Annotated in this window: 13 protein-coding genes; 8 read left to right on the top strand and 5 right to left on the bottom strand. The window is 68.4% G+C overall.

What is annotated here, in order from left to right:
* Positions 1-19: 19 nt before the first annotated feature.
* The 4 genes from NI1_RS19960 (at position 20) to NI1_RS19945 (ending at position 2,759) form a co-directional block, all read left to right on the top strand.
* A complete protein-coding gene (locus NI1_RS19960; protein WP_067822975.1) occupies positions 20-646 on the top strand; it encodes a maleylpyruvate isomerase family mycothiol-dependent enzyme in 627 nt (208 codons plus the stop codon).
* Between the two features lie 59 nt (positions 647-705).
* Positions 706-1,239 (top strand): hypothetical protein, encoded by a 534-nt coding sequence (locus NI1_RS19955; protein ID WP_067822972.1) that lies wholly within the window; start codon positions 706-708, stop codon positions 1,237-1,239.
* A 171-nt stretch (positions 1,240-1,410) separates the two neighbouring features.
* Positions 1,411-1,872, top strand: a complete 462-nt coding sequence (locus tag NI1_RS19950; RefSeq protein ID WP_067822969.1) for an SRPBCC family protein — start codon at positions 1,411-1,413, stop codon at positions 1,870-1,872.
* Between the two features lie 29 nt (positions 1,873-1,901).
* Positions 1,902-2,759 carry a 1-acyl-sn-glycerol-3-phosphate acyltransferase gene (locus NI1_RS19945; protein WP_245663314.1) on the top strand — a complete coding sequence of 286 codons (858 nt, stop codon included), beginning with the start codon at positions 1,902-1,904 and terminating at the stop codon, positions 2,757-2,759.
* Between the two features lie 13 nt (positions 2,760-2,772).
* Here the strand turns inward: NI1_RS19945 and NI1_RS19940 are convergent, their stop codons facing one another.
* Positions 2,773-3,696 (bottom strand): cutinase family protein, encoded by a 924-nt coding sequence (locus NI1_RS19940; RefSeq protein ID WP_084523451.1) that lies wholly within the window; start codon positions 3,694-3,696, stop codon positions 2,773-2,775.
* A gap of 560 nt (positions 3,697-4,256) precedes the next feature.
* Complete coding sequence (locus NI1_RS19935; protein WP_067822967.1) at positions 4,257-4,988, bottom strand: DUF7873 family protein; 732 nt, start codon at positions 4,986-4,988, stop codon at positions 4,257-4,259.
* 78 nt (positions 4,989-5,066) lie between these two features.
* Between NI1_RS19935 and NI1_RS19930 the strand changes: the two genes are divergently transcribed.
* From NI1_RS19930 to gnd, 3 genes are all read left to right on the top strand, one after another.
* Positions 5,067-5,837, top strand: a complete 771-nt coding sequence (locus NI1_RS19930; RefSeq protein ID WP_157535219.1) for a hypothetical protein — start codon at positions 5,067-5,069, stop codon at positions 5,835-5,837.
* Positions 5,838-5,926: 89 nt separating this feature from the next.
* Positions 5,927-7,480: a histidine ammonia-lyase gene (gene hutH / locus NI1_RS19925; protein ID WP_067822961.1), complete on the top strand. Its 1,554-nt coding sequence runs from the start codon at positions 5,927-5,929 to the stop codon at positions 7,478-7,480.
* A gap of 134 nt (positions 7,481-7,614) precedes the next feature.
* Entirely contained in the window at positions 7,615-9,057 is a 1,443-nt protein-coding gene (gene gnd, locus NI1_RS19920) for an NADP-dependent phosphogluconate dehydrogenase (protein ID WP_067822959.1), read from the top strand.
* 50 nt (positions 9,058-9,107) lie between these two features.
* Here gnd and NI1_RS19915 read toward each other — a convergent pair whose 3' ends face one another.
* Both NI1_RS19915 and NI1_RS19910 read right to left on the bottom strand, forming a co-directional pair.
* The gene (locus NI1_RS19915) at positions 9,108-10,004 is read right to left on the bottom strand and encodes a cutinase family protein (protein ID WP_157535218.1); all 897 of its coding nucleotides are present in this window, start codon (positions 10,002-10,004) and stop codon (positions 9,108-9,110) included.
* 121 nt (positions 10,005-10,125) lie between these two features.
* Positions 10,126-10,842, bottom strand: a complete 717-nt coding sequence (locus NI1_RS19910) for a haloacid dehalogenase type II (RefSeq protein ID WP_067822953.1) — start codon at positions 10,840-10,842, stop codon at positions 10,126-10,128.
* A gap of 37 nt (positions 10,843-10,879) precedes the next feature.
* Here NI1_RS19910 and NI1_RS19905 point away from each other — a divergent pair, with 37 nt between their 5' ends.
* Entirely contained in the window at positions 10,880-11,749 is an 870-nt protein-coding gene (locus NI1_RS19905; RefSeq protein ID WP_067823809.1) for a class I SAM-dependent methyltransferase, read from the top strand.
* On the opposite strand, the gene NI1_RS19900 is transcribed toward NI1_RS19905, so the two are convergent.
* Positions 11,744-12,898 (bottom strand): MFS transporter, encoded by a 1,155-nt coding sequence (locus NI1_RS19900; RefSeq protein ID WP_169815601.1) that lies wholly within the window; start codon positions 12,896-12,898, stop codon positions 11,744-11,746. The genes NI1_RS19905 and NI1_RS19900 overlap by 6 nt on opposite strands.
* Positions 12,899-12,908 lie beyond the last annotated feature (10 nt).

Raw genomic sequence — 12,908 nt, 5'->3', positions numbered from 1 at the left:
GGGACAAGGAGATGCGCTGATGAGCGAGTACGAAGCATTGCACGACGAGCAGATCTGGCAGGCGGTGCGGGCCGAGCGGGTCACCCTGGTGGAGATGCTGGCGGGGCTGACCGAGCGGCAGTGGGATGAGCCGTCGCTGTGCGGGGAGTGGCGGGTGCGGGAGGTGGTCGCGCACATCGTGCTCTCCACGACCCCGAATATCGCATCGATTCTGTTCAATCTGATTCGCGCCCGCGGCAATCTGGATCGCACCATCCGCGATACCGCGATCCGGCTCGCCGCCCGCACCACCACGGGCGAGCTGCTCGCCGAATTGCGTGCCGGGATCGACGCGCGCGTGACGGTCATCGGCACCACGCCCGCCGATCGCCTGATGGATCTGCTGGTGCACGGCCAGGACATCGCGCTCCCGCTCGGTATCCCGCGCGAAATGCCGCTGCCCGCAGCGAGATCGGCGATCGACCGGATCTGGTCGACCGGCGCTCCTTTTCACGTGCGCGAGCGCCTCGCCGGTAAACGCTTGGTCGCCACCGATATCGACTGGTCCGCCGGGGACGGGCCGGCCGTCGTGACCGGTCCGATCTCCGCTCTGCTGCTGCTCTCGACCGGGCGCGAACAGGCGTGGCGACAGCTCACCGGTGCCTAGTCCCCATGTGGAGCGTATGTTCTAATTAATTGGAAGGAACGCTCTACATTGGAGTCGAGATGGCAGTACTGAACGTGCATTCGCGTCGAATCCCGTTGTCGGTGAAGGAGGCCGGAGCGTTGCTGGACACCCTCGCAAGCGATGACGATCGCGTGTGGCCGACGGATCATTGGCCGCGAATGCGGCTGGATCGGCCCCTGGCGGTCGGTGCGGTCGGCGGGCACGGCCCGGTCCGCTACCGGGTCGAGCAGTATGTGCCCGGCCGCTGGGTCCGGTTCCGCTTCACCGGCCCCCGGGGTTTCGACGGTTTCCACGAGTTCACCGTCGAAGGTGACGACGACTCGGCCGTCTTGGCCCATCTGCTGATCGTCGAACCCCACGGCCCCGCTCGCCTCACCTGGCCGCTGTTCTTCCGCTGGATGCACGACGCGGTAGCCGAGGACGCCCTGGACCGGGTCGAACGCGATCTCACCGGAACCGTGCGCGAACCCGCCCGCTGGAGCCGATACGTGCGGCTGCTGCGCGCGGGCAAGCGGCGATTCGCGCGGCCGAATGCGGTCCGAACCCCGGTGGCCGTAACCGGCGCGTCGTAGCCGGTGGCCCGATTCGGCATCGAGATCGGTTGCGGTGCAGCAGCTTTCGGGAGGTGACCGGTGTTTCTTCGAGCAGGTCCGGAGCCGGATCCGTTTACCTCCGCGGCGGGCGGGTAGGCGCTCGATGTCGCCGAAAATCTCGGTGCGCAGGATCAGGAAGCGAGGTTGCTCATGAGCACAGTCACTGCTTCGACCGAGGTCAAGGTGCCGATTCATACGGCATACAACCAGTGGACGCAGTTCGAATCGTTCCCGCGGTTCATGGAGGGGGTCGAGCAGGTCTCGCAGCTCGACGCCACCCATACGCACTGGAAGGTGCATTTCGGGCCGGTGGAGCGCGAGTTCGACGCCACCATCACCGAGCAGCATCCGGAGGAGCGGGTGGCTTGGCGCTCCGACAGCGGGCCCGAGCACGCGGGGGTGGTGACGTTCCATCGGATCGATGACAACACCACCCGGGTGATCACGCAGATGGATATCGACCCGGAGGGATTCGTCGAGAACGTCGGCGACAAACTGGGGCTGCTGGATCGGCGCGTCAAGGGCGATCTGAATCGGTTCAAGGAATTCATCGAGGCGCAGGGGTACGAAACCGGCGCGTGGCGTGGGGATGTGCCGCGGCCCGGAGTCTGAGAGACCGTTCGATGAAAACGCTGTGGCCGGTGACATCGCCGGTGGATGCGCTGGCGGGATGGGTGCGCGGACTGGTTCCGCGCGCCGATCTCGCCGCCCGGGATCCCGAATTCATCGCTCGCACGGTCGATCTCGGCTGGCAGCTGGTGCGGATGTACTTCCGGGCCGAGGTCCGGGGGATCGAGAAGGTGCCCGCCGCGGGTCCGGTGCTGCTGGTGGGCAATCACACCGGCGGCATCACCGCGCCGGAGGTGCCGATCACCGCGCTCGCCATCTTCCGGCACTTCGGGCCGGAGTGGCCGTTCTATCAACTGGCCCACGATCTGGTGGTCTCCGCGCCGGGCGTCGGGCGGCTGGCACGCAAGTACGGGACGCTGGCGGCCGCGCCGGAGAACGCGCGCGCCGCGCTGCGGATGGGGGCGGCCGTGCTGGTGTACCCGGGCGGGGACTGGGAGGTGATGCGGCCGACCAGCGAATCCGATCGCATCGACTTCGCGGGGCGAAAGGGGTTCCTGCGCTTGGCATTGGAGGAACAGGTGCGGATCGTGCCGGTGGTGACCATCGGCGGGCAGGAGACGCTGTACATCCTGACCCGGGGTGATCGCATCGCCCGCGCGCTGCGCCTGGATCGGCTGGCGCGGGTGAAGGTCTTCCCGATCTCGCTGGCGCTGCCGTGGGGGATCAACATCGGGGACGCGTTCGGGCACATCCCGCTGCCCGCCAAGGTGGTGGTGGAGTTCCGCGACCCCATCGACCTGCCGGCAGAGCTCGAGGCCGCCGGGCGCGAACCCGACGACCTCGACGCGGCCTACGACCTGGTCACCGGCCGCATGCAATGCCATCTCTCCGAACTCGCCGAGGAGCGCACGCTACCCGTGCTCGGCTGAGAACCGGTGTGGATCAGGAGATTTCGGCGGCATCGGCCAGCCAGTTGTGCAACCAGGTGGTGGCGGTGGCGCCGTTCGGATCGACGATGTAGCTCGGATAGGACTGGTGGATGCCGGATTTCAGGAAGTCCTGCACCTGGCGCACCCACTGCTCGCCCGCCGGATTCTCGGCCGGCGCGGACATGATGGCATTGCTGCCCGGGATGAGCGCCTCGGCCAGAATCGATTGCAGGGTGAACGCGTAGTTGGGGACCTGGAGGGGATCCGGGGCCGACAACTGGGTGGCGAACCCGGCGAAGCGCCCGGCCAGATCGTCGTTCGGAACCGAGCAGTAGAGATCGCCCTCCGCGCAGAAGGTCCGCACCTTCGGGGTCAGCCAGCCGAACCCGCCGACCCGCGCACCGCCCGCGCCCGCACCCGGGACCGCCGGGCCGACCAGGGCGTCGGTGGGGGAGCGGCGCGGATCGGAGAGCAGGCCGACCGCGGCCACCCGGTCGGGCGCGACCACGCCCAGCCCGGTGCCGATCTCGGCGGCCAGATCGCCGGCCGCGTCCGCGCCCTGGCTGTAGCCGATGATGGCGAAACGCGTGGCGGCACAGCGCGATGCCATGCCGGAGATCATGCCGCGGGCATTGTTGACGGCCTCGCGTTTGGAGCGGCCGTACACCTCGCCCTCCCAGGGCAGTGCGGTGGCGGCGTAGCTGACGTAATCGGTGCGGACCTTGCCGGGCGGCAGGCCGCGGGTCACCTGGGCGAGCATGCCCTGTCCGGGATCCTCGCGGGAGGTTTCCCAGGTGCCGGGCACGGCTATGACATTGAGGCCGGGGCAATCGGCGGGCGCCGCGGCCGCGGGCGGCGCACTGGTTGCCGAGAGGATGCCGGCAGTCGTCGCCACCACCGCTGTGACAACGCCGCAGGCGGCTTTGAAAGATCGCATTGTTCGAAAGGACAAGGCTCACACCCCTTGTTTCAGAACGTCCGGATGCGCGTCCAGCGAAGATACCAAAGAAACAGAATGGTCTGATCGTTTGCTGGCCGGAAAACGCCGCGCGGATACGGTTGGTAACGCAAAGTTCGCTTACCGGACAAGCTTCCGCTGCGGGGAGAGTTGGGGAAGCCCCGGGGACTAGCCTGCCCCGGGGCCTCGGTGGCCGCCCAATTGCGGCACGCCGACACGTTTAAGAACGGACTCAGTCTCAGGTTGCCCGGCGCTCTACGTTTGAAGCTACGGCCCAATGAGTGGCTGGGCCGGCGGGAGTTGAACCCGCAACCTCCGGGTGGAAAGTCCGTTCTCTCGATTCGGCGTTCGGCGGCGAATGCTGAAACTGGAGCGATAACGTGAGTTTGATGGGCGTGGCGCCTCTACCGTTGGGCTATCCCGCCGGGTGGTGGCGGGAGGGGGACTCGAACCCCCACTGGACCGTTGCCTGTCACATTGAACTTCTGATTCAGCTTGCGCTCCTGGCGCGCTACCGACATTAGCCGGTGCGCGCCGGGTCAGCCAAACAAATATCCGAAGACGTTCTCGCCCAGCTTGCGCTGCGTGATCTCGGCGTTGTTCGCCTCCTCGCGCGCGAACTTGACTGCCTGCTGGAGCTTTTCGACCCGCTCGGTCAGCTCGTTCACCCGCTTGGCCGGCAGCGCGCCGGAGAACTTGATGGTGCGCCAGTAACCCACCACCACATCCTCGTGATACACCTCGACCTGCGCCGGATGCTTCTCCGTCGCTTCGGCTTTCACGTGATTGCGCGGAATCTTCTTGGTGCGCACCGTCTGCACCGGCTCGGTGGCGTAGCAGTCGGCCGAGGCGTCGTACTCCCAGTGCTCGGCGGCGTCCAGGGTCGGCAGCTTGCGCACGAAGGTGTGCAGGTCGACCAGCTGCTTCTCCAGGAACAGCAGGTAGGTGACCGGCGCCCCCTCGATCAAGGTGCGGCCGTCCACCACCACATCGGCCTTGGCGGTGGTGTTGGCCCAATCCTTGGTCGCCACCACATCGAAGAGTTTGGTCAGAATCTCCGCCGTGGTCTTCAAGACCTCCTCGGACTTCACCTGCACGCGCGTCGATTCGGGCGGAAGCTGCTCACCCTCTTCGTCCTTGGGGCGATAGGTGCGCGAAATGCCGCTCAGCAGCGGGTTTTTGGCCAGCCGGTGATGGGCCTCGGTGAGCTCGGAGAAGGTCCGGGACTTGATCCCTTTCTCTACGGCGACAATCTGATTCAAACGCGTCATGGCCGGGACTGTAGTGCGGATCGAGGCCGGTCTACCAGTGATTTTCGGGAAGCGGCGAGGGGCCCTATGATCACCGGCATGGGGAGGAAATCTTCACTCTGCTCGCTGCTCGCCGCCATCGTCGTCTCGGTCGCGGGGTGTGACAGCGTCAGCGGGGTGGAGGACGCGGGATCGCACCGCGACGCGGCCGAGACCACGGTCGCGACCCCCGCGGCCACCACCCCGGCCCGGCCCACGCCGGCGGGAACCACCACGGCCGCAACCACTTCGGCCCCCGGCCCGGTCCGGCTGCGATCGCGCGATGCGACCGGCCTGAGCTTCGAGTGGCGCGAGACCGGATCCGGCCGGACCGGGACCGTCACCATCGATGTCATCGCCGCGAACGGCCGCCGGGTGCAGACGATCACCGAACCGGACGCCGAACTCCGCCAGGCCGAGCCGACCTTGAAAGACACCGACGGCGACGGCCGCGAAGAGCTCATCCTGCCGGTGGAATTCGGTCCCTACTGGACCCGCAACGTGGTGTACCGCGCCGCCGCCGACACCCAGGAGTTCACCCGTGCCGGCGAGATCACCGGCGACGGTTTCGATCCCACCTCCGACGGCTACACCCTCACCGCGAAGCGCAACCCGCCCACGCAGTGGAACTACACCTTCCTGGTCTACGAGAACGACGTCCTCGTCCCGGTCGTCGAGGTGGCCGAGCGCGCCCTGGCCACCGACGCGAACAACCGGATCACCGAGAAGGAATGCGTGATCGTGCAGTTGCCCAGCCTCGCCGCCACCGGCTTCGCCTCCCGCGAAGCCGCACGCCAGCACTTCTGCACCGAGGCCACCGCCGCCAGGTAGCGCCGCGCGCCGAGTCCCATTGTGAAATAGCAGGGACGAATTCCTCGCGCCTGCTCGATCTCCGGGCCCGGAGCGACTGGAATGGCTGGATGACGCGAATCGGGCAAGAACGGTTGTTGGTCGGTGCGAATCCGCTGCGGCGGGAAGAGGTGGTGGCCGTCGCCCGGGGCGGGGCGGGGGTGACCCTGGACGAGTCGGCGCTGGAGCGGTTGCGGGTGGTGCGCGGGCGGATCGATGAGCTGGCGGAGAGTCCGAAACCGGTGTACGGGGTGTCGACCGGCTTCGGGGCGTTGGCGCTGCGGCATATTCCGGCGGATCGGCGGATCGACTTGCAGCGCTCGCTGATTCGATCGCATGCGGCCGGGGCGGGGATCGCCGTCGAGCCGGAGGTGGTGCGGGCCATGATGCTGCTGCGGCTGCGGACGTTGATGAGCGGGCATACCGGGGTGCGGGTGGAGACGGCGCAGGCGCTGGCCGGACTGCTCGACAACGGGATCGTGCCGGTGGTGCACGAGTACGGATCCCTCGGCTGCTCAGGAGATCTCGCTCCCTTGGCGGCGGTCGCGCTCGCGCTGATGGGAGAAGGCGAGGTGTTGACCGATGCTGCCGCGGGGTGGCAGCCCTTCTACACCCGCCCGGCCGCCGAGGCGCTCGCCGACGCGGGCCTGCGGCCGCTGGTGCTCGCGGAGAAGGAAGGGCTCGCGCTGACCAACGGCACCGACGGCATGCTCGCCATGCTGCTGCTCGCCATCGACGATCTGCACACGCTGCTCGATGTCGCGGACCTCACCGCCGCCATGAGTGTGGAGGCGCTGCTGGGGACCGATCGGGTGTTCTCGGCGGATCTGCAAGCGCTGCGGCCGCATCCGGGGCAGGCGCGGTCGGCTTCGCATATGCGGACGGCGCTGGCGGGGTCCGGGATCGTGGCCAGCCATCGCGGGGACGACTGTCCGCGGGTGCAGGATGCGTATTCGCTGCGATGTGCGCCGCAGGTGCACGGGGCGGCGCGGGACACCCTCGCCCATGCGGAGTTGGTGGCGGAGCGCGAATTGGCTGCGGCGATCGACAATCCGGTGGTGCTGGAGGACGGGCGGGTGGAGTCGAACGGCAATTTCCATGGTGCGCCGGTGGGTTACGTGCTCGACTTTCTCGCTATCGCGGTGGCGGATGTGGCGAGCATCGCCGAACGGCGGACCGATCGGATGCTGGATGTGCATCGCTCGCACGGCCTGCCGCCGTTCCTGGCCGACGACCCGGGCGTGGATTCCGGGTACATGATCGCCCAGTACACCCAGGCGGGCACCGTCTCGGAGCTCAAGCGGCTGGCGGTCCCGGCCTCGGTGGACTCGATTCCCTCCAGCGCCATGCAGGAAGACCATGTCTCGATGGGCTGGGCGGCGGCGCGCAAACTGCGCCGTGCCGTGGACGGGCTCACCACCGTGCTGGCCGTCGAACTGCTCACCGCCGCCCGCGCCCTGGACCTGCGCGCCCCGCTGGAGCCCGCCGCGGTCACCGCCGCCGCCCGTGACCTGGTCCGCTCGCGGGTGGCCGGCCCCGGCCCGGACCGGCATCTGGCCCCCGATATCGCCGCCGTCGTCGAGCTGGTCCGCTCCGGCGCCTTCGGCATGCTGATCGCCGAGTAGTCCCGCATACCCCCGCACCGTTTCCGTCCACTACCGGTGACCGGGTAGAAAAGGTGCAGGCGTCGTGGAGGGAATCCGGGATGCCGCCGCCGCTGGCGGCCCCGCAACTACATCGAACGGAGTGAGGCTGTTTCATGGCGACCTCTGAAGCGCGCGCCCAGATCGGCGTTACCGGCCTGGCGGTCATGGGTTCCAATATCGCCCGGAACTTCGCCCGGCACGGCTACACCGTGGCCCTGCACAATCGCAGCATCGGCAAGACCGACGCGCTGCTCGCCGAGCACGGCGGCGACGGCGATTTCGTGCGCACCGAGACCATCGAGGAGTTCGTCGCCGCGCTGGAGAAGCCGCGCCGGGTGCTGATCATGGTGAAGGCGGGCGACGCCACCGACGCGGTGATCGAAGAGCTCGCCGACGCCATGGAGCCCGGCGACATCATCATCGACGGCGGCAACGCGCTCTACACCGACACCATCCGCCGCGAGGCCGCCATGGCCGAGCGGGGACTGAACTTCGTGGGCGCGGGCATCTCCGGCGGTGAGGAGGGCGCTCTCAACGGTCCGGCCATCATGCCGGGCGGGCCGAAGGAGTCCTACGAATCGCTGGGCCCCATGCTGGAAAGCATTGCGGCGCAGGTCGACGGGACCCCGTGCTGCACCCACATCGGGCCGGACGGTTCGGGCCACTTCGTGAAAATGGTGCACAACGGCATCGAGTACGCCGATATGCAGTTGATCGGCGAGGCCTACCACTTGTTCCGCGATGCGCTGGGCTTCGACGCCAAGCAGATCGCGGACGTGTTCACCGACTGGAACTCCGGTGATCTGGAGTCCTACCTGGTGGAGATCACCGCCGAGGTGCTCAACCAGGTCGATGCCAAGACCGGCAAGCCACTGGTCGATGTCATCGTCGATGCCGCCGAGCAGAAGGGCACCGGCCGCTGGACGGTCAAGTCCGCGCTCGATCTCGGTATCCCCGTGACCGGTATCGCCGAGGCCGTGTTCGCTCGCGCGCTGTCGGGTTCGCGTGCCCAGCGCAAGGCCGCGGTCGGGCTGGCCTCCGGTCAGCTGGCCGAAAAGCCCACCGATGTCGCGCAATTCACCGAGGACATCCGCCAGGCGCTGTACGCCTCGAAGATCGTCGCGTACGCGCAGGGCTTCGACCAGATCGCCGCGGGCTCGGTCGAGTACAACTGGGATCTGAATCCCGGTGACATGGCGACCATCTGGCGTGGCGGCTGCATCATTCGTGCCCGGTTCCTGAACCGGATCAAGGACGCCTACGAGCAGAACCCGCAGCTGCCGTCGCTGATCCTGGCCCCGTACTTCCGCGAGGCCATCGAGACCGCGATCGATTCCTGGCGGCGCGTGGTCGCCACCGCCACCCTGCTCGGCATCCCGGTGCCCGCCTTCGCTTCCTCGCTGTCGTACTACGACGCGCTGCGGGCGGAGCGGCTGCCGGCCGCGCTCACCCAGGGCCAGCGCGACTTCTTCGGCGCGCACACCTACGAGCGCATCGATGCCGAGGGCAAGTACCACACGCTGTGGAGCGGTGACCGCTCCGAAGTCTCCGCCTAGCCGGTCCCGGCAGGTGTTCCGGCCTCGGAACACCTGCCGCGCACGCGGTTTCAGGCCATGCCGCGCAGCCAGTTGTGCAGCCAGGTGGTGGCCGATTCGCCGCCGACGTCGTAACCGGCGTAGGCGGTGTGCACCTGCGAGTTGTAGAACTGTTCGATAGTCGCCTGCCGGTGCGCGTTGGCCTCGGCACTGAACTGCTGCCCCAGTACCGACACGCCGCCGCCGGCCATCACATCCTTCATGATGGCGTCCATCTGCTGCTGATAGGTGGCGATATCGGTGAGCGAAGCCGCCGAAATCTGTGCCAGCAGTCCCGCGAAGCGCGTGACGAAATCCTCGGGCACGGTGGAGCAGTAGAGGTCGCCGATGGCGCAGATGGTGCGCACCCGATCGGTGATCAGCCCGAATCCGCCGGGCCGCCCGCCGCCCGCACCGGCCCCCGCGACCGCCGGCCCGACGAGCGTGTCGTTCGGCGCCCGCCGCGGATCGGAGATGAGACCCACGGCCGCAACGCGATCCGGCGCGACCACGCCGGTGCCGGTGCCGAGTTCGGCCGCGAGATCGCCCGCCGCGTCGGCGCCTTGGCTGTACCCGAGCAACGCCACCCGGGTGCCGGCGCACCGCAGCGTCATGGCGGCGATCATGCCGCGCGCCGACGCGACCGCCACCGACTTGGATCGCCCGTAAACCTGTCCCTCCCAGGGGAAGACGGTGGCCGGGTACGACACGTAATCGGTGCGCACGCTCGACGGCAGCCCGTCGGTGACGAACGACAGCATGCTGGGTCCCGCCGCGGCCCCGTTGTTCTCCCAGGTGCCGGGAATGGCGACGACATACAGCTGCGGGCAACCGGTTTCGGCCTGCGCCGGGGCGCCGGTGGCGAGCACCGCCCCGGTCAGGGTGGCCGCGATGGCGCTCAGGGCCGCGATGATTTTCCGGGTACGCATGAATTCTCCAGGTGCGGTGCGGGCATCGAGCATGGGGCGCCGACATCTAGTGTCGTGCAACCGGATTCGACGGTGAACCCGGCGAAATATCGCGCAACAAGACTAGCGCCCCCGAGATCGGTCAGCAGCCGAGTTGGTCGGCCAGATCCAGGAAATCGGTGGCATCGATATCGAATTCGCCGGAGAACTCGGTATCGGCCAGGGTTTCGTCGCCGTATTCCAGTGGGCGCGCGATGAAGGCGGTGCGGAATCCCAGCGCCGCCGCGGCGCGAATGTCGTACTTGTGGCTGGCCACCATCATGATGTCGGCGGGTGCCAGGCCCAGGTAGCGGGCGGCGAGGCCGTAGGTGCGGGGGTCGGGTTTGAACGCGCCGGTCATCTCGGCCGCGAAAACGGCGTGCCAGGGCAGATCCCCGTGCCTGCTGATCTCGACGACCGCGCTCACATCGGCATTGGAGAGGGTGGCGAGGGTGAAGTGGGCGCGCATCCGGCGCAGGCCCGGAACCGTATCGGGCCAGGGATCCAGACGCGCCCAGGCGCGGGCGAGTTCGTCCCGCCCCGCCGAATCCAATTCTATGCCTCGGGTTTCGAGTATTTCATCGAGAGTATTCCGGTACACCGCGGCGACGCTTATCCAGCCGCCGTCCGGGCGGGGCTTACTCGTTTCGGTGAAATAGGCGGCGCGCCAGGCATTCACGAACGCCGACCAGTCGTGGTCCGGATGCCGTTGCCCGGCAGCCTTTTCCGCTGCCCGGCGAATCGTGGAGTGAAAGTCGGTCGCCGTGCCCTGCACATCGAACAACAGCGCTTTCGGTCGCGCCGCTGTGGCCGAACCCATGGTCGATCCCCCCGCCTTCGGTGTTACGTTCGCTGGTATGCGCACCGGAGAGCCCAGCCGCACCGCACTGGCCACCGCCCATGCCCGCGCCTACCACCAGGTCGCCCCCGACGAGCCAAGAATATTCACAGACCCGCTCGCCCTGCGCATTCTGGGGCTGGATGTGACGGAATCGGCGGACCGGGACACCGCGACGCTGGAGACGGTGGCGGACGCCGACTTCCAGCGCAAGCGCCGCTGGTTCCTGGCCGCCCGTTCCCGTTTCGCCGAGGAGACCGTCGCGGCGGCGTACGCGGCGGGAGCACGGCAGGTGGTGATCCTGGGCGCGGGGCTGGACACCTTCGGGTACCGCAATCCGCATGCGGGGCTGCGGGTTTTCGAAGTCGATCACCCCGATACCCAAGGCTGGAAGCGGGAGCGGCTGGCCGAGACCGGGATCGCCGTGCCCGGCACCCTGACCTTCGTCCCGGTCGACTTCGAGAGCCGGACCCTGGCCGACGGCCTGGCCGCGGCGGGGTTCGCCCGATCGGAACCGGCGGTGTTCGTATGGCTGGGCGTGATCATGTACCTGACCCGGGAATCCCTGGAGAGCACGCTCGGCTACCTCGCCGGACAGGACGCCCCGGTCCAGGTGGTCATCGACTACCTGTGCCCGGCGCGGACCGCCGCGGAACAGGCTGCCCTGGCAGCGCGGGCCGCCCGCATCGCGGCCGTCGGCGAACCCTGGCTGACCTCGCTGAGCCCCACCGAGATGGCGGAACTGCTGAGCCGGTTCGGGTTCACCGGCACCGAGGATCTGAGCGCCCCCGAATTGATCACCCGCTACACCGGCGAGACCGGCGGCGCGGCCCGGAAGCTGGCGACCTCGCACATCGTCCGGGCGATTCGTGGCGGTGCGCCCTTATAGCGCGGGAGCGGGTTCCGGACGCGGTGTGCGAACCGGGGTCAGCAGTGCCACGCACGCCACGCTGAACAACAGGCCGAGTGCGAAATAGCCGCGGTAGCTGTCCGTCAGGAGGTGGATGAGGCTGGCCACCGCCAAACCGGCGGCGGCCGAGAGCTGGTGGACAATCCAGGCCGGTGCGAGGGTGCGGCCCATGCGGGCGGAGTCCAGTCCGCGGGACATGACGGCCATGGTGAGCGGAACGATCGGGAAGGATGCCGCGCCGAACAACACGGCGACCGGAACAAGGACGCCGGGGCCGGGCACGAAGACGGCCAGCAGCAAGGCCGCGATCCGCACCACATACAGTGCGCGCAACAGGGTTTCGGGGGAGTATGTGCGCAACAGCCGGACCATGGCCGCCGAAGTGAGCCCGGCGGACAGGGCCGCCAGGGCCACCAGCCGCCCGGCGCTCGTCACGTTCCAGCCGATCTCGCTCGCATGCTTGGGGAGCATGAGGATCACGACATAGAGCGTTGCGGCGTGTAATCCGAAGGCGGTCAGGATCTTTCCGCGCCCGCGCAGCGATTCGGCACCGCCCGCCGGTCGCCCGGTGCCGGGGCAGGTGGGCAGGCGCAGCCACAGGTAGGCGGTGACGGCCAGGCCGATCGCGCCCAGCAGGGCGTAGGTGGCGCGCACGCCGATCGGATCGAAGAGCGCGGTCGCCGCCCACGGGGTGATGAGCTGGCCCAGGTTGATGCCCAGCGCGGCACGCGCCAGATCAGGTCCGGCGTTGGTGCCCCGCACCCGGCCTATCAAGGTGGTCACGGTCAGGGTGGAGGACGCGGCGAAGCCCAGCCCGCCCAGCACCATGTACGCGGTCACGAACTCCCAGGTCTCGGTGACCGCCGACAAGACCAGATAGCTGGCCGAGATCAGCGTGAGCCCGCCCACCAGTACGGATTTCGCGCCGATGCTGTCCAGCAGCCGGCCGATCGGATACTGGGCGATGCCGGTGACGGTGGTGCCCAGCGCGGCCGCCACCGCCAGCGCCGTCGCGCTCACCCCGTACGCGGCGGCGGTCGGGGCGAAGAATACGCCCATGGTGAAGTTCAGGCCGAAGGACACGGTCATGGCCGCGAGCCCCGCCCAGGCGATACGTTCGGGTCGCATCGACATCAGC

Origin of the sequence: Nocardia inohanensis NBRC 100128 (assembly GCF_001612945.1) — a bacterium.
GTDB lineage: Bacteria > Actinomycetota > Actinomycetes > Mycobacteriales > Mycobacteriaceae > Nocardia > Nocardia inohanensis.
Note: the sequence above shows the minus strand (reverse complement) of the source record. Positions and strands in the feature narration are given on the sequence as shown.

What these genes read in the sequence shown, in the direction of transcription:
- NI1_RS19910 (WP_067822953.1), bottom strand. Translation starts at nt 10,842, where the DNA reads ATGGGTTCGGCCACAGCGGCGCGACCGAAAGCGCTGTTGTTCGATGTG.
- NI1_RS19960 (WP_067822975.1), top strand. Translation starts at nt 20, where the DNA reads ATGAGCGAGTACGAAGCATTGCACGACGAGCAGATCTGGCAGGCGGTG.
- NI1_RS19935 (WP_067822967.1), bottom strand. Translation starts at nt 4,988, where the DNA reads ATGACGCGTTTGAATCAGATTGTCGCCGTAGAGAAAGGGATCAAGTCC.
- NI1_RS19940 (WP_084523451.1), bottom strand. Translation starts at nt 3,696, where the DNA reads ATGCGATCTTTCAAAGCCGCCTGCGGCGTTGTCACAGCGGTGGTGGCG.
- gnd (WP_067822959.1), top strand. Translation starts at nt 7,615, where the DNA reads ATGGCGACCTCTGAAGCGCGCGCCCAGATCGGCGTTACCGGCCTGGCG.
- NI1_RS19955 (WP_067822972.1), top strand. Translation starts at nt 706, where the DNA reads ATGGCAGTACTGAACGTGCATTCGCGTCGAATCCCGTTGTCGGTGAAG.
- hutH (WP_067822961.1), top strand. Translation starts at nt 5,927, where the DNA reads ATGACGCGAATCGGGCAAGAACGGTTGTTGGTCGGTGCGAATCCGCTG.
- NI1_RS19950 (WP_067822969.1), top strand. Translation starts at nt 1,411, where the DNA reads ATGAGCACAGTCACTGCTTCGACCGAGGTCAAGGTGCCGATTCATACG.
- NI1_RS19930 (WP_157535219.1), top strand. Translation starts at nt 5,067, where the DNA reads ATGGGGAGGAAATCTTCACTCTGCTCGCTGCTCGCCGCCATCGTCGTC.
- NI1_RS19915 (WP_157535218.1), bottom strand. Translation starts at nt 10,004, where the DNA reads ATGCGTACCCGGAAAATCATCGCGGCCCTGAGCGCCATCGCGGCCACC.
- NI1_RS19905 (WP_067823809.1), top strand. Translation starts at nt 10,880, where the DNA reads ATGCGCACCGGAGAGCCCAGCCGCACCGCACTGGCCACCGCCCATGCC.
- NI1_RS19900 (WP_169815601.1), bottom strand. Translation starts at nt 12,898, where the DNA reads ATGCGACCCGAACGTATCGCCTGGGCGGGGCTCGCGGCCATGACCGTG.